Annotated in this window: 13 protein-coding genes and 1 tRNA gene; 11 read left to right on the top strand and 3 right to left on the bottom strand. The window is 71.0% G+C overall.

The features are described 5' to 3' along the window. Window positions 1-50: 50 nt before the first annotated feature. From HDA43_RS06205 to HDA43_RS06190, 4 genes are all read left to right on the top strand, one after another. Window positions 51-329: an antibiotic biosynthesis monooxygenase family protein gene (locus tag HDA43_RS06205; protein ID WP_179818752.1), complete on the top strand. Its 279-nt coding sequence runs from the start codon at window positions 51-53 to the stop codon at window positions 327-329. Window positions 330-523: 194 nt separating this feature from the next. Continuing rightward, window positions 524-1,909 carry a glycine--tRNA ligase gene (locus tag HDA43_RS06200; protein ID WP_179818751.1) on the top strand — a complete coding sequence of 462 codons (1,386 nt, stop codon included), beginning with the start codon at window positions 524-526 and terminating at the stop codon, window positions 1,907-1,909. A gap of 358 nt (window positions 1,910-2,267) precedes the next feature. After that, window positions 2,268-4,910: a pyruvate, phosphate dikinase gene (gene ppdK, locus HDA43_RS06195; RefSeq protein ID WP_179818750.1), complete on the top strand. Its 2,643-nt coding sequence runs from the start codon at window positions 2,268-2,270 to the stop codon at window positions 4,908-4,910. A 164-nt stretch (window positions 4,911-5,074) separates the two neighbouring features. Beyond that, on the top strand, window positions 5,075-6,313 hold the full coding sequence (locus tag HDA43_RS06190; protein WP_179818749.1) for a deoxyguanosinetriphosphate triphosphohydrolase: 1,239 nt from the start codon (window positions 5,075-5,077) through the stop codon (window positions 6,311-6,313). Window positions 6,314-6,434: 121 nt separating this feature from the next. On the opposite strand, the gene HDA43_RS06185 is transcribed toward HDA43_RS06190, so the two are convergent. Beyond that, entirely contained in the window at window positions 6,435-7,343 is a 909-nt protein-coding gene (locus tag HDA43_RS06185) for a M23 family metallopeptidase (protein WP_179822857.1), read from the bottom strand. A 214-nt stretch (window positions 7,344-7,557) separates the two neighbouring features. On the opposite strand from HDA43_RS06185, the gene dnaG reads away from it, so the two are divergent. The 4 genes from dnaG (at window position 7,558) to HDA43_RS06165 (ending at window position 12,672) form a co-directional block, all read left to right on the top strand. Continuing rightward, window positions 7,558-9,408, top strand: coding sequence for a DNA primase (gene dnaG / locus HDA43_RS06180; protein WP_179818748.1), 1,851 nt, complete (start codon window positions 7,558-7,560; stop codon window positions 9,406-9,408). Window positions 9,409-9,592: 184 nt separating this feature from the next. Beyond that, window positions 9,593-10,696, top strand: coding sequence for an RNA polymerase sigma factor RpoD (rpoD, locus tag HDA43_RS06175; protein ID WP_346020611.1), 1,104 nt, complete (start codon window positions 9,593-9,595; stop codon window positions 10,694-10,696). A gap of 213 nt (window positions 10,697-10,909) precedes the next feature. Beyond that, window positions 10,910-12,214, top strand: coding sequence for an MGH1-like glycoside hydrolase domain-containing protein (locus HDA43_RS06170; RefSeq protein ID WP_179818746.1), 1,305 nt, complete (start codon window positions 10,910-10,912; stop codon window positions 12,212-12,214). Continuing rightward, window positions 12,211-12,672: a hypothetical protein gene (locus HDA43_RS06165; RefSeq protein WP_179818745.1), complete on the top strand. Its 462-nt coding sequence runs from the start codon at window positions 12,211-12,213 to the stop codon at window positions 12,670-12,672. The genes HDA43_RS06170 and HDA43_RS06165 overlap by 4 nt, the downstream gene beginning before the upstream one ends. A 153-nt stretch (window positions 12,673-12,825) precedes the next feature. Here HDA43_RS06165 and HDA43_RS06160 read toward each other — a convergent pair whose 3' ends face one another. Then, window positions 12,826-13,140, bottom strand: a complete 315-nt coding sequence (locus tag HDA43_RS06160) for a YtxH domain-containing protein (protein ID WP_179818744.1) — start codon at window positions 13,138-13,140, stop codon at window positions 12,826-12,828. A 168-nt stretch (window positions 13,141-13,308) separates the two neighbouring features. On the opposite strand from HDA43_RS06160, the gene HDA43_RS06155 reads away from it, so the two are divergent. The 3 genes from HDA43_RS06155 to HDA43_RS06145 all read left to right on the top strand — a co-directional run bounded on the left by HDA43_RS06155 (window position 13,309) and on the right by HDA43_RS06145 (window position 15,141). Then, a tRNA-Asn gene (locus tag HDA43_RS06155) sits at window positions 13,309-13,384 on the top strand. A gap of 116 nt (window positions 13,385-13,500) precedes the next feature. Next, window positions 13,501-14,124: an FMN-binding negative transcriptional regulator gene (locus HDA43_RS06150; RefSeq protein ID WP_179818743.1), complete on the top strand. Its 624-nt coding sequence runs from the start codon at window positions 13,501-13,503 to the stop codon at window positions 14,122-14,124. A gap of 228 nt (window positions 14,125-14,352) precedes the next feature. After that, window positions 14,353-15,141 (top strand): enoyl-CoA hydratase-related protein, encoded by a 789-nt coding sequence (locus tag HDA43_RS06145; protein ID WP_179818742.1) that lies wholly within the window; start codon window positions 14,353-14,355, stop codon window positions 15,139-15,141. Here HDA43_RS06145 and HDA43_RS06140 read toward each other — a convergent pair. After that, window positions 15,136-15,636 (bottom strand): DUF402 domain-containing protein, encoded by a 501-nt coding sequence (locus HDA43_RS06140; protein WP_179818741.1) that lies wholly within the window; start codon window positions 15,634-15,636, stop codon window positions 15,136-15,138. The genes HDA43_RS06145 and HDA43_RS06140 overlap by 6 nt on opposite strands. Window positions 15,637-15,757 lie beyond the last annotated feature (121 nt).

Here is a 15,757-nt window from a genome sequence, read left to right as displayed (position 1 = left end):
GGCGGCATGTGCGGCGCGGCCCTCCCGGGCGGTTCTGGCATGCTGGGCGGATGCTCGCAGTCATCCGCTACTCGGTGCCCGCCGCCCGGACCGGGGAGTTCCTCGCCCAGGTCCACGACATCGCCGACACGCTGGCCGCCCAGCCCGGTCACATCAGGGGCCGGGTGACCAGGTCGGTGGACGACCCGGAGCTGTGGGCGCTGGTCAGCGAGTGGGAGGGGGCCGGGTTCTACCGGCGGGCGCTGGGCGCGGCCCGGATGGCGATGTACCCGCTCATGACGCTGATGATCAACGAGCCGAGCGCCTTCGAGGACGTCGCGCGGGCCTGACGGGTCGCCGCCGGGGGGACGGGCTCCGGGGAACCGGCGGACCGCCGCCCGCCGCTTTTCCCGGAACGTTCCCGCGGGCTTTTCAATGACAAGACGGACGGGCCGAGCCGGGCGGGCACCCCGCCCGCCCGGCTCCCCTAAGCTGGAGCCCAACGATTCCTCGCCGACCTCCAGCCGGATGGAGATTTTCCCTTATGGCACGCCGTACGGACATCATGGACACCATCGTCAGCCTCGCCAAGCGACGTGGTCTTGTCTACCCCTCCAGCGAGATCTACGGCGGCCTGCGCGCCTCCTGGGACTACGGCCCGCTGGGAGTGGAGCTCAAGAACAACGTCAAGCGGCAGTGGTGGAAGGCCGTGGTGCAGGGCCGCGACGACGTGGTCGGCCTCGACTCCTGCGTGATCCTGGCCCCCGAGGTGTGGCAGGCCAGCGGTCACGTCGAGACCTTCACCGACCCGCTCACCGAGTGCCAGTCGTGCCACAAGCGCTACCGCGCCGACCACCTCGAAGAGGCCTTCGAGGAGAAGCACGGCCACGCCCCGGAACGCGGGCTCGCCGACATCACCTGCCCCAACTGCGGCAACAAGGGCGCCTTCACCGAGCCCCGGCAGTTCAGCGGCCTGCTGAAGACCTACCTCGGCGCGGTCGAGGACGAATCCGGCCTGGCCTACCTGCGGCCCGAGACCGCCCAGGGCATCTTCATCAACTACCTCAACGTGCAGCAGTCGGCGCGCAGGAAGGTCCCGTTCGGCATCGGCCAGATCGGCAAGTCGTTCCGCAACGAGATCACCCCGGGCAACTTCATCTTCCGCACCCGCGAGTTCGAGCAGATGGAGATGGAGTTCTTCGTCAAGCCCGGCAGTGACGAGGAGTGGCACCAGTACTGGATCGACGAGCGCTACCGCTGGTACACCGACCTCGGCATCAACCCCGAGAACCTCCGGCTGTACGAGCACCCGCAGGAGAAGCTGTCGCACTACTCCAAGCGGACCGTCGACATCGAGTACCGCTTCAACTTCACCGGCAGCGAGTGGGGTGAGCTGGAGGGCGTCGCCAACCGCACCGACTTCGACCTGACCGCGCACGGCAAGGCCTCCGGAACCGACCTCAGCTTCTTCGAGCAGGAGACCGGCGAGCGCTACGTCCCGTACGTGATCGAGCCGGCGGCCGGCGTCGACCGCGCCACGCTCACCTTCCTGATCGACGCCTACACCGAGGACGAGGCGCCCAACGCCAAGGGCGTCATGGAGAAGCGCACGGTCATGCGCCTGGACCACCGCCTCGCCCCGGTCAAGGTGGCCGTGCTGCCGCTGTCGCGCAACGCCGACCTGTCGCCCAAGGCCCGCGACCTGGCGGCCGCGCTGCGCCGCCGCTGGAACGTCGAGTTCGACGACGCGGGCGCGATCGGCCGCCGCTACCGCCGCCAGGACGAGATCGGCACGCCGTTCTGCGTCACCGTCGACTTCGACACCCTTGAGGACCAGGCGGTGACCATCCGCGAGCGCGACTCGATGGCCCAGGAGCGCGTGGCCCTCGACCAGGTCGACTCCTACCTCCGCAAGCACCTCAACGACTGACCCGCCGCCGGCCTGCCCGGCGTCCCGTCCCGTTCCGTACGGCCCCCGCCTCCCTGCGAGGCGGGGGCCGTACGCGTTCTCCGGGGATCTCGCCCCGCGCGGCCGTGCGGACGCCCGGGGCGGGAGGCGGGTGAATGCCCGGTGAATTGGTTTACACCAATTGGTATAAACCAATTCTACGGCGGGCCGATATGGCGGTTTATTTGGCTCTCCTTTGGATTGGATTAGACCGTCAAACACCCCCTGACAGGCCAAAACACACTGCATACCGATGGGTGACGTTTCATCATCTTTTTCGTCGGTAGAGTCCGGAGTGAGGCGGTGACACACGTCGCTTGAAGTCGCAGAAGGAGCAGCCGTGCCCAAGTACGTTTACGACTTCACCGAGGGCAACAAAGATCTCAAAGATCTGCTCGGCGGTAAGGGGGCCAACCTGGCGGAGATGACCAATCTCGGCCTGCCGGTGCCCCCCGGCTTCACCATCACCACCGAAGCGTGCCGCCACTTCCTGACGGAGGGCCGGCTCCCGGAAGGGCTGGAGGAGGAGACCTCCCGGCACCTTTCGGCGCTGGAGGCGAAGATGGGCCGCCGCCTGGGACAGGCGGACGACCCGCTGCTGGTCAGCGTGCGCTCCGGGGCCAAGTTCTCCATGCCGGGCATGATGGAGACCGTCCTCAACATCGGGCTGAACGACGAGTCGGTGCACGGCCTGGCCAAGCAGTCCAGCGGCAACGAGCGCTTCGCCTGGGACTCCTACCGGCGGCTCATCCAGATGTTCGGCAAGACCGTCCAGGGCATCGACGGCGAGCTGTTCGACGACGCCCTGGAGGAGCTCAAGGCCGGCCGCGACGACCTCGACCTGGAGGCCGCCGACTTCCAGCGCCTCGTCGAGACCTACAAGGGCATCGTCCGCGACCAGACCGGCGAGGACTTCCCCGCCGACCCGCACCGCCAGATGCACATGGCGGTCGAGGCCGTCTTCAGGTCGTGGAACGCCCCGCGCGCCATCCTCTACCGCCGCCAGGAACGCATCCCCGCCGACCTCGGCACCGCGGTCAACGTCTGCTCCATGGTCTTCGGCAACTGCGGCATGGACTCCGGCACCGGAGTGGCCTTCACCCGCGACCCCGGCACCGGCCACCAGGGCGTCTACGGCGACTACCTGCAGAACGCCCAGGGCGAGGACGTCGTCGCGGGCATCCGCAACACCCTGTCGCTGCAGGAGCTGGAGCGCATCGACAAGCCCGTCTACGACGAGCTCATGCAGATCATGGCCACGCTGGAGAACCACTACCGCGACCTGTGCGATATCGAGTTCACCGTCGAGCGCGGCAAGCTGTGGATGCTGCAGACCCGGGTCGGCAAGCGGACCGCGGGCGCGGCGTTCCGCATCGCCGTACAGCTCGCCGAGCAGGGCCTGATCAGCATGGACGAGGCCGTCACCAGGGTCACCGGCGACCAGCTCGCCCAGCTCATGTTCCCCCGCTTCGCCGGGGACGCCGACGCCAAGAAGATCGCCAAGGGGATGAACGCCTCCCCGGGCGCGGCCGTCGGCAAGGCCGTCTTCTCCTCCGAGCGGGCCGTCGAGCTCGCGGACAGGGGGGAGAACGTCATCCTGGTCCGCCGCGAGACCAACCCCGACGACCTGGCCGGCATGATCGCCGCCCAGGGGGTGCTGACCAGCCGCGGCGGCAAGACCTCGCACGCGGCCGTGGTGGCCCGCGGCATGGGCAAGACCTGCGTCTGCGGCGCCGAGGAGCTGGAGGTCTCCACCCAGGACCGCTCGTTCACCGTACCCGGCGGCGTCGTGGTCAACGAGGGCGACGTCATCTCCATCGACGGCTCCACCGGCGCGGTCTACCTCGGCGAGGTGCCCGTGGTGGACTCCCAGGTCGTGGAGTACTTCGAGGGCTCCGGCGACCACGAGGACGAACTGGTGCGGGCGGTGGACCGCGTCATGCGGCACGCCGACGGGATGCGGCGGCTGGAGGTGCGGGCCAACGCCGACAACGCCGAGGACGCCGCCCGCGCCCGCCGGTTCGGCGCCCAGGGCATCGGGCTGTGCCGTACGGAGCACATGTTCCTCGGCGACCGGCGGCAGCTCGTCGAGGAGCTGATCCTGGCCGAGACCGACGCCGAGCGCGCGCGGGCGCTGGAGGCCCTCCGCCCGCTGCAGCAGGGCGACTTCGTGGAGCTCTTCCGGGAGATGAAGGGCCTGCCGGTCACGATCCGCCTGCTCGATCCGCCGCTGCACGAGTTCCTGCCCGACTGCACCGACCTGTCGGTGAAGGTCGCCCTCGCCGGGGACCGGGCCGACGAGAAGGACCTCAAGCTGCTCGCCGCCGTCAAGCGGCTGCACGAGCAGAACCCGATGCTGGGCCTGCGCGGCGTACGGCTCGGCCTGGTCATCCCCGGTCTGTTCGCCATGCAGGTCCGGGCGATCGCCGAGGCGGCCAGGGCCGTCGAGGGGACCCGCGCGGAGATCATGATCCCACTCGTCGCCGCCGTGCAGGAGCTGGAGAACGTCCGGGACGAGGCGCGGGCGATCCTGGCCGAGACCGGCGTCGAGGCCCTGGTCGGCACGATGATCGAGGTGCCGCGGGCGGCGCTGACCGCCGGGCAGATCGCCGAGGCCGCCGAGTTCTTCTCCTTCGGCACCAACGACCTCACCCAGATGACCTGGGGCTTCTCCCGCGACGACGTCGAGGCCGCGTTCTTCTCCCGCTACCTGGAGCTGGGCGTCTTCGGCGTCTCCCCGTTCGAGTCGCTGGACCGCGACGGCGTGGGCCGACTCGTACGGCTCGCCGCCGAGGAGGGCCGCCGGACCCGCCCCGACATCAAGCTCGGCATCTGCGGCGAGCACGGCGGCGACCCCGACTCCATCCACTTCTGCCACGAGACCGGGCTGGACTACGTCTCCTGCTCGCCGTTCCGCATCCCGGTGGCCCGGCTGGAGGCGGGCCGGGCCGCCCTGGTCTGCGCGGACTCCGACACCCGCTGACCCTGCGGGGACCGGGGACCGGGAAACGGGGGACAGAGGACCGGAAGGGCCCGGTGGGCGGCCCGCGTGACGCGGGACCCGCCCGCCGGGCCGCCGGCGCGGCGTCCGCTGTTTTCCTGTAGTTCGGAATGGATTGGCGGACGCCGGATAAAATCACTGCACTTATGCACGGTTACGACGAACACGACCAGGCCAGATGGGTGCCGGAACCCCCCGGCAACCCGGAGCGAGGGCCGTTCGAACGCGACCGGGCGCGGGTGCTGCACAGCGCGGGCCTGCGGCGGCTGGCGGCCAAGACCCAGGTGGTCGGGCCGGGCGAGACGCTCGGCAGCGGGCAGCACATCCCCCGCACCCGGCTGACCCACTCGCTGGAGTGCGCGCAGATCGGCCGGGAGATGGGGCAGGCGCTCGGCCGCGACCCCGACCTGATGGAGACCGCCTGCCTGGCCCACGACCTCGGCCACCCGCCGTTCGGGCACAACGGGGAGGCCGCGCTCGACGAGGTCGCGGCCCCGTGCGGGGGGTTCGAGGGCAACGCGCAGAGCCTGCGCCTGCTGACCCGGCTGGAGGCGAAGGTCCTCACCGAGGACGGCCGCAGCGTCGGGCTCAACCTCACCCGCGCCTCCCTGGACGCCACGATCAAGTATCCCTGGACGCGCCGGACGAGCCCCAAGTACTGCGCCTACGACGACGATCTGCCCGTCTTCACCTGGATCAGGGAGGGCGCGCCCGAGCGGCGGGTCAGCTTCGAGGCCCAGATCATGGACTGGGCCGACGACGTCGCCTACTCCGTGCACGACCTGGAGGACGCCCTGCACGCCGGGGACGTCGTACTGGAGGCCCTGCGCGACCCCGCCGAGCGCCGCGAGGTGTGCGTGACCACCGCCTCCTGGTACGCCCCGGACGCCGACCCCGGCGAGCTGGAGCACGTCTTCGCCCGCCTGGTGGCCCAGCCGATCTGGCCCCGCCACTTCGACGGCTCCCTCGGCGACCTCGCCGCGCTCAAGGCCCTGACCAGCGAGCTCATCGGCCGCCTGTGCCGGTCGGCGCAGGTCGCCACCCGAGAGGAGTACGGCCCGGCGGCGGGCCGCCACGACGCCGGCCTCATCGTGCCGAGGACCACCCGGCTGGAGTGCGCGGTGCTGAAGGGGCTCACCGCCCACTACGTGATGACCCGCGACGTCCACCACGCCAACCAGGCCAGGCAGCGCGAGCTCATCCGCGAGCTGGCCGACCTGATCATGCGGGGCGCCCCGGAGACGCTGGAGCCCGCCCTGCAGGCGGCCTTCGCCAGGGCCGCCGACGACGCCGGGCGGCTGCGGGTGGTCGTCGACCAGGTCGCCTCGCTGTCGGACACCGCGGCCGTCACCTGGCACCGGCGCCTGACGAGCTGGACCCGCTGACCGGCGCGGGCCGCGGCCTCACCCGGTCACGCGCCCGGCCCGGCCGCGCCCGTCAGGTCATGCGTCCCGCCGGGCCGGCGGGTCCGGGCCGTACGGCCGGGCCGTGCGGAGGGTACGGAGGTCAGCCGCCGCTGAGCGTGCCCACCGTGATGTGCTTGTCGTCGGGCCGCGGCGGGCGCTCGGTGGGCTTGGACTTCGGCTTCGGCTTCGAGGCGCACAGGGTCGCGCACCTGGGTGCCGCGCCGGTCCGGTTCCTGACGGCCGTCATCTCGTCGCGCGGGGACAGGGTGCGGTTGCCGTTGAGCCAGGCGTCCAGGTAGTTCCACGGGTTGACCATGCCGCGCCGTACCCACCAGAGCGAGGGATCGGTCTTCCAGGAGATCGCGAAGTAGAGGTTGCTGGCCGTGGAGCGGGCGTTGCCTGAGTTGCCGACCTGGCCGAGGATCTGGCCGGCGGTCACCCTCCGGCCCGGGACGATCCCCGGGGCGACCCGCTCCAGGTGACCGCCGAGGTAGCGCACGCCGTCGTCGCCGACGACGGTCACGAAGCGGCCCTCGCGGTCGGCACCCCGGTCGGTGGAGGCGGTCCACCGGTTCTTGACGTTGACCTCGTCGACCACGCCGTTCACCGGGGAGACGAACGAGCAGCCCTTGGCCGCCCAGATGGTGGTCTTGGGCAGCACGAGGAGCTGGCTCTGGTACGTCACCCGGCACCCCTGGACGGGGAATGAGTAGGTGAAGTCGGAGAGCTTGGGCGGCGGCACCCGCACCGGCTCGTCGGCCTTGGGGCGCCGCAGGGTCTGCGGTGGCACCCGGGGGGCGGGCGTCCCCGTGGCTCCCGGCGCCGGGCTTCCCGTCGCCGCCGGGGTCTCCGGGGTCTCCGGGGTCGCCGTGGCCGTCGCGGCGACCGCCTGGGAAAGGGGGGCCGGTCGCGCGCTGACGCTCGTCGCCCCGCCGGCCGAGCCGCAGGCCCCGGTGACGAGCACCGCGCCGGTCACGACGGCCAGTCGTGCTTTGTGCCCCGATCGCATGATCTCCACCCGCGTAACCTATCGAGAAACAGCCCTTACATTTGTAACCGACCTCATTGTCCGTCATGAACCATTTGGGAAAGTCCGCCGTCCCGCGGCCCCGTCCCGGCCCGGCCGCGGAGGCGCCGCGGAGAAGCCGTGAGCACGCCTCGGAGGCGCCTCGGGAACGTCGCGGGGACGCCGACCTGTCGGGACGCCCGACTAGACTCGCGGCGTGGCAGGCCGGATCAGTGACGACGACATCGCGCTCGTACGGGAGCGCTCACCGATCGCCGACATCGTGGGCGAGCACATCCAGCTCCGCAACGCGGGCGGCGGCAACCTGAAGGGGCTGTGCCCCTTCCACGACGAGAAGAGCCCGTCGTTCAACGTCACGCCCGCCCGCGGCTACTGGTACTGCTTCGGCTGTGGCGAGGGCGGCGACGTCATCACCTTCGTCCGGCGGCTGGAGCACCTGTCGTTCGCCGAGGCCGTCGAGCAGCTGGCGAACCGCGCGGGCATCCAGCTCCGCTACGAGCAGGGGGGATACGTCCCCGGCCGGGAGCAGGGCGAGCGCAGCCGGCTGATCGAGGCGCACCGGGCGGCGGCGGAGTTCTACGCCTCCAGGCTGACCGCCCCGGAGGCGGCGGCCGGGCGCAGGTTCCTGTCGGAGCGCGGGTTCGAGCGGGCCGACGCCGAGCGCTTCGGCGTGGGATACGCCCCCGCCGAGTGGGAGGCGCTCACCCGGCACCTGATGGCCCGCGGGTTCACCGCCGCCGAACTCGTCAAGGGAGGGCTGGCCAAGGAGGGGCGCCGGGGCCCGATCGACCGGTTCCGCGGGCGGCTCATCTGGCCGATCCGCGACATCACCGGCGACGTGATCGGCTTCGGCGCGCGCAAGCTCAACGACGCCGAGGACGGCCCGAAATACCTCAACACCCCCGAGAGCCCCCTCTACAAGAAGAGCGAGGTCCTCTACGGCGTCGACCTCGCCAAGCGGGAGATCTCCCGGCGCTCCCAGGCGGTGATCGTCGAGGGCTACACCGACGTGATGGCCTGCCACCTGTCGGGCGTGCCGACGGCGGTGGCGACCTGCGGCACCGCGTTCGGCGCCGAGCACATCAAGGTGCTGCGGCGGCTACTGATGGACCGTTCGATTTCCCAGGGAGAGGTGATCTTCACCTTCGACGGCGACGCGGCCGGCCAGAAGGCGGCGCTGCGGGCCTTCGCCGACGACCAGAAGTTCGCCACCCAGACCTTCGTGGCCGTGCAGCCCGATGGGCTCGACCCCTGTGATCTGCGCATCAGGCACGGCGACGCCGCTGTGCGCGATCTGGTAGCCACGAGGAAACCGCTATTCGAGTTTGCGATCCGCAACCTGGTCTCCAACTACGACGTCACCACCAACGAGGGGCGGCTGTCCGCTCTCGACGCCGCCGCGCCCTTCGTAGCTCGCATTAGGGACCAGGGCCTGCGCAAGCTCTACGCGGTGAACCTGGATCGCTGGCTCGGCTTCCAGGATGAGAGCTTCGTGCTGAGCCGGATCATGGAAGTGTCCGGAGGGGCAAAGCAGGCCGCTTCCCGGAGGAAGGCGGCCCATAGGAGTGCCGATCTGGCCGATTCCGCGATCCGCATGGAAACCGAGATCCTCAAACTGGCCGTGCAGCGCCCGGCGCTCCTAGGGCCGGGGTTCGACGCGATCGGAGAGGATGCATTCACTGTTCCCGAGTGCGCGGCCCTTTACCGGCTCATCGCCGAGGTGGGGGGCGTGGCGGCTGCTGGCGCCGGGGGACGAGAGTGGGTGGACCGGCTGTTGGGAAGCGCGAACGAGACGCTGAGCGGGCTCGTGACGCGGTTCGCCGTTGAGGAGATCCGGGTCGACCAGATGAAAGAGGAACCCTATGCCACGGGGATGCTGACGGCTCTTGAGCTGATCAAGGTCTCTCGTGCGCTCGACCAGCTCAAATCCCAGCTAGAGCGGACCAACCCGGTCGAGGAGCAGCAGGAGTACAACCGCCTGTTCGGCGAACTGGTCGCGATGGAGCAGCAGCGGCGGGTACTGCGGGAACGCGCCGCGGGAAGCTGAAGCGTAATGGTCTTTGATTTCCACACCGTCATTCGGCCAAACCCTAATGAGGTCTCGATTCGATAATGATCGCGGCCTTACCTTCGGTTACAAAAATGGGTCTGCCATTTTGACTGCCTAATACAGCAGACTGTCTCCCGTGGGTGCATCGGTGCTGCCAAGTGGGCCGCCATCGGTAGACCAGGTGGCCGACCTCGTCGCGAAGGGAAGAGAGCGCGGGAGCGTCACGGTCGATGACGTGGCCGCCGCTCTCGACAAGTCCGAGCTGCCGTCCGACGCGCTCGAACGCGTCGTGCGGATGCTCGCCGAACAGGGAGTGGAGGTCCTCGAGCCCCAGGGCGACGAGGAACCGGGCCGCTCGGATGAGGAGGACGTCGGCAGACGCGCGCCGACCAGCGATCTGGTCCGCATCTACCTGCGGGAGATCGGCCGGGTGCCGTTGCTCACCGCCGAGGAGGAGGTGGAGCTCGCCAAGTCGATCGAGGCCGGGTTGTTCGCCGAGGACAAGCTGACCGGCGTCGCCTCACGCCTGGCCTTCCCGGAGTTCCGGGAGCTCGTCTGGGAGGGCAACCGCGCCAAGCAGCGCCTCATCGAGGCAAATCTGCGGCTCGTCGTCTCGATAGCCAAAAGATATGTGGGCCGCGGGATGCTGTTCCTGGACCTTATCCAGGAGGGCAACCTCGGGCTCATCCGGGCGGTCGAGAAATTCGACTACACCAAGGGCTACAAGTTCTCCACGTACGCCACGTGGTGGATTCGCCAGGCGATCACGCGGGCGATCGCCGACCAGGCGCGCACCATTCGCATTCCGGTGCACATGGTCGAGACGATCAACAAGCTCGTCCGGGTCCAGCGTCAGCTCCACCAGGACCTCGGCCGCGAGCCCGCGCCCGAGGAGATCGCGCTGGAGATGGACCTCCCGATCGAGCGGGTGATCGAGATCCAGCGCATCGCCCAGGAGCCCGTCTCGCTGCAGTCGCCGATCGGGGAGGAGGACTCCGACCTCGGTGACTTCATCGAGGACGCCGACGCCGTCGTGCCGATGGAGGCGGCCGCCTTCATCATGCTGCAGGACCAGCTCGACGACATCCTCGCGACGCTGTCCGAGCGTGAGCAGCGCATCATCCAGCTGCGCTTCGGCCTGGCCGACGGCCACCCCCGGACACTGGAGGAGGTCGGCCGGGAGTTCGGCGTGACGCGGGAGCGGATCCGCCAGATCGAGTCCAAGACGCTGGCCAAGCTCCGCCACCCGACCCGCGCCCAGATGCTCCGCGACTACCTCGACTGAGCGTCCGCCGGGACATCCGTACGGCGAAGGCCCCGGGAGCGACCTCAGCTCCCCGGGGCCTTCGCCGTTCCCGGAGCCGTTCCCGGAGCCGTTCCCGGAGCCCGTTTCCGGGGTGTCCCGGCGCGGTCGCGGCCCGCCCGGCGGCGGGGCGCGAATCGGCCGATAGCAGATCCGAACCTTTTCTCCTCGTCGTTGCGGGAGCAGACTGGGCGAATGGAAGCGCGGCCCGCGTTGGACAACGGCGCGCTCGGGCGTGAGGCGTGGTCCGTGCTCGGCGCGAACCGGACGGGCTCCTGCACCGTGCCCGCGCCCGGCCTCTACCCGCACCAGTGGAACTGGGACGCGGCCTTCGTCGTCGCCGGCCTGGCCCGCTGGGACACCCGCCGGGCCGGCACGGAGCTGCTCAGCCTGATGGAGGGCCGGTGGCGCACCGGCATGGTGCCGCACATCGTCTTCCACCCCTCCCGCCACTCCCACGCCGAGACGTACTTCCCCGGCCCCTCGTTCTGGCGGTCGCGGGACCGCCCGGAGGCCCCGAACCGGGTGCCCACCTCCGGGCTGACCCAGCCGCCGTCGCAGGCCCTGGCCCTGTGGTGGGTGTGGCGGCACGCGACCGACCGCGACGAGGCCGCGGCGCTGGTCCGCCTGGTGTACCCGATGCTCGTCGCGCAGCACGACCACCTCGCCGTCACCCGGGACCTCGGCGGGGGAGGGCTGGCGGCGATCGTGCATCCCTGGGAGTCGGGGATGGACGACAGCCCCGTCTGGGACGCCCCGCTGGACGCGCTGCCGCCCCTGCGCCCCGCCTACCACGGCCGGGAGCGGAGCGGTGAGGCGCAGACCGGTCACCACGACCGCTACACCTGGCTGGCCGCCCGCTACCGCGACTCCGGCTACGACCCCGCCTACCTGCGCGACCACCCCTTCGCGGTCGAGGACCCGATGTTCAACGGGATCTGGCTGGCCTCCTGCGAGGCGCTCGCCGAGCTGGCGCCGGTGGCGGGGGCCGACCCCGCGCCGCACCGGGAGGCGGCGGAGCGGATCCGGGCGGCGCTGCTGGACCGCCTCTGGCTCGACGGCCTCTTCCACGCCCGCGACCTGCGGGCCGGACGGCTCAGCCCGGTCTGCGCGGTCGGCTCCTTCGGGCCCCTGCTCGACCCGGGGCTGCCGTCCGACCTGATGGCCACGCTGGTGGGCGTGCTGGAGTCGCCCAGGTTCATGGGCGCCGCCGGATACCCGGTGCCGAGCTGCGAGATCCGCTCCCCGCAGTTCGACCGCTCCCGCTACTGGCGGGGACCGTCCTGGGTGATCACCAACTGGCTGCTGCTGCGGGCGGCCGACGCGCACGGCCGTACCGAGCTGGCCCGGCTGCTGGCCGCCGGCACCCTGCGCCTGGTACGGCAGGCGGGCTTCCGCGAGTGCTTCGACCCCTTCGACGGCAGCGGCCGGGGCAGCCGCGACTTCTCCGCCTCGGCCGCCCTCACCCTCGACCTGCTCGCCGATAGCGTGGCCGTATGAAGCTCTTCAACCGCATGCCCGCCGAGGTCCGCGAGGCGGTCACGCCGCCCGACCGGGTGCTCACCTACGCCGACGGACCCGACGGCTACGTCATCGCCACCGACCGGGCGCTCTACATCCGGGGGACCCGGCTGCCGTGGTTCCGGGTGGACCGGGGGCTGTGGGACGAGGAGGGCCTGACGGTGGTCACCACGTCGGGCGAGGAGCACCGGGCGCTGCTGCCCGAGCCCGGCCGCGTCCCGGAGGCCGTGCGGGAGCGGGTGACCGCCTCGATCGTGGTGAGCCAGTACGCCCCGCTGGACGCGCGCGGGGGAGTGCGGCTGGTGGCCAGGAGGACCGACGACGACCGGACGGTCTGGGAGTTCGTCTTCGACAGCGGCATGGACCCCGAGGACCCGGGCCTGCGGGCCCTGGCCGAGCAGGCGCTCGAGGAGGCCCGCCGCAGCTTCGGCGTCTGACGGCCGCCCGGTGACCCGGTGGCCCGGAGAGACGTTTCATGGCGGGCCCGGCTCGGGGAAGGCGCCTTATGGCGGGGTCGGCCGCCTTTCCACCCCGGACACGACGAAGGCCCCTGGTAAAGGGGCCTTCGTCGTGCTCACGCACCTTGCGGTCTAGTAGGGCCCGGCCGCGGTCTGGGTCTCCTTCTGCGGCCAGCCGGTGCCCGTGTCGTCGCTCTCACCGGCCTGCGAGCCGTTCTCGGACTGCAGGAAGGGCAGCTTGTTCTTGGCCACACCGCCCACCTTGGTTCTGGCCATGTCGGTGGCCTTCGAAACCCGTGCGCCGACGAGGCCGGCGGCCTCCTGTACGGCGGGGCTGTCGGCCACCCGCTCGGCCATGCGCTTGATCTGCTCGTAGCGCTGCCGACCGGCCCGGCTTCCCAGGACGTAGCCCACCGCGAGACCCACCCCGAACATCAGTCGATACATCTCAACCTCCACATCCGCGCTTCGCGAGGACCCCCTACCCATGGATGGGCGGTCCTCTCCGACCTACCCGCGAGCTTCGATGCGACACACACTCTCAGAGTGCGCTAATCTATTCCTGCGCCGCGAGGAACGGGGAGAACTTCCCCCCCGACCAGCGCGGAGCCGCAATCCCGTGTAGCTCAATCGGCAGAGCAGCCGGCTGTTAACCGGCAGGTTATAGGTTCGAGTCCTATCGCGGGAGCCAACGAAGGCCCCGGGAGCCCCGCTCCCGGGGCCTTCCGCGTTCCCGCCGCCCGGTCTGTCTCCCGTCGGCGTCTCCAGTCTCTGCCGGACCTCCTCGACCGGAACGGAAAGAAGACCATGTACGTCCCCGCCCACTTCGTCCCCGACGCCGACGCCGTACGCGACCTCCTGGCCGACCCGGGCGCGGCGGACCTGGTCACCGTGACCCCGGCCGGGCTTCTCGCGACGTTCCTGCCCTTCGTGTACGACCCGGACGGCGGCCCGCACGGGGCGCTCCTCGGCCACCTCGCCCGCAACAACGAGCAGTGGCGGCAGCCCGTAGAGGGCGAGGCCCTCGTCATCGTCCGCGGCCCGGACGCCTACGTCACGCCCTCGTGGTACGCGTCGAAGGCCGAGCACGGCCGCGTGGTGCCGACCTGGAACTACGTCACCGCCCACGTCTACGGCCGGCTGGTCGTCCACGACGACCCGGCCTGGACGGAGATGGTGGTCCGCAGGCTCACCGAGCTGCACGAGGCGGGGAACGACCCGGCCTGGTCGGTGGACGACGCCCCCGCGAAGTTCGTCGCCGGCCAGCTGCGGGCCATCGTCGGGGTCGAGGTGGTCATCAGCCGCGTCGAGGCGAAGTTCAAGCTCAGCCAGAACCGGCCGGGGCCGGACATCGACGGCGTCATCGCCGGGCTGGAGGAGCGGGGCGACACCGCGAGTGCCGAGGCCGTACGCGCCGCCCGGCCTCGATAGCCGGACGGCGCGGGGCTTCGCGGGCCCCGGGCGGAGCGGCGCGGGGGTTCCGCCGGTCCGGACGGCGGGGCCGTGCCGTCCGGCGGGTGGCGTTGCGGGGCTGAGCAGAACATGGTTCGGTGTTCTGGTCGGCGCCCGTCCGGTGACGGGATGCCCGGCGGCGCAGGAGCGTTCCCCGGTGTCGGAAGGCGCTCCGATGTGAACGGCCGAGGGAAGGGACGGGCGGACATGGCTGACCCGGTGCTGTCGGCGATCGACGAGGGCGTGCTGACGCTGACGTTCAACCGCCCCGACCGCCTCAACGCGTGGACCGACGCGATGGGACGCCGCTACTTCGACCTGCTCGCCGAGGCGGATCGGGACCCGGCGGTCCGGGTGGTCGTCGTGACCGGCGCGGGCCGGGGCTTCTGCGCGGGCGCGGACTTCGAGGACCTCACCGCGGTCCTGGACGGCTCCTACCGCCGGGAGGGCGAGCCCGACCGGCGCTCCGTCACCCTCCCGGCCACGCTCGGCAAGCCCGTCATCGCCGCGGTCAACGGCGCCTGCGCCGGGCTCGGCATGGTCTGCGCCCTCGCCTGCGACCTGGTCTTCACCGCGGACGAGGCGAAGTGGACCACCGCCTTCGCCCGGCGCGGCCTGATCGCCGAGTACGGCCTGTCGTGGATCCTGCCCCGGCTGATCGGCCAGGCGCGGGCCATGGACCTGCTGCTGTCCGGCCGTACGTTCACCGGGGTCGAGGCGTACGAGCTGGGACTGGTCAGCCGTTCGGTGCCGGGGGAGAGCCTCCTGGCGGAGACCGCGGCCTACGCCCGCGAGCTGGCGCTCCACAGCTCGCCGACGTCGATGGCCGTGATGAAGCGCCAGGTCCGGGGCGACTGGAACCGGACCCTGGAGGAGGCCGAGGCCGCCGCGGTCCGCCTGATGACCGAGTCGTTCGGCCGCCCCGACGTCACCGAGGGCGTGGCGGCCTTCCTGGAACGCCGCGCTCCCCGCTTCCCCCCGCTCCCGCGCTCATGACACAAGGGAGAGCCAGTGGGGCGCGGGGCCGAAGGGTTCGGTGCGGGCGGTGACGGCCTCCAGCAGCAGGGCGGCCGAGGCGCGGGCGCCGTCGACGACCTCGGGCGGGTAGGCGTAACGGACCCGGTGCTCCTCGAACTCGTCCTCGTCGTCCAGGATGATCCGCCCGTCGCGCATGCGCAGCACGTCGAGGTCGAGGTCGACCATGGTCACCTCGCCGTCCCGCCACTGCGGCACGGTCGAGATGTCGCAGTAGATCTCCGCCTTGTACGGCGCGGCGTTGAAGCAGGCCGTCCACCAGGCGTCGCGGGGGAAGAGCATCACGGACGCGTGCTTCCAGGTGACGGACGACTCGTGGCCCCGGCGGGCGACGGTGCCCACCGGGCAGCCGGTCCAGACGCCGTGCTCGTCCTCGCCGAGGAGCACGGCAGGGTGATGCCAGTGCAGGGAGCCGTCGTACTTGCGGTAGACCACGTTCACGATCTCGGAGGGCATCCCTCGACGATACGGGCCGACGGCTGTTCGCGCATTCTCCGCTTTCCGGACAGATCGAAGGCGTCGGTGGCAGCCGCCCGGTCTGAACCCGCTCCTCCGCCGCCTCGGTGCCGAGGCCGTC

It is taken from the genome of Streptosporangium sandarakinum (genome assembly GCF_013409935.1).
GTDB classification, from domain to species: domain Bacteria; phylum Actinomycetota; class Actinomycetes; order Streptosporangiales; family Streptosporangiaceae; genus Streptosporangium; species Streptosporangium nondiastaticum.
This window is presented reverse-complemented; position numbering and strand designations above follow the sequence as displayed.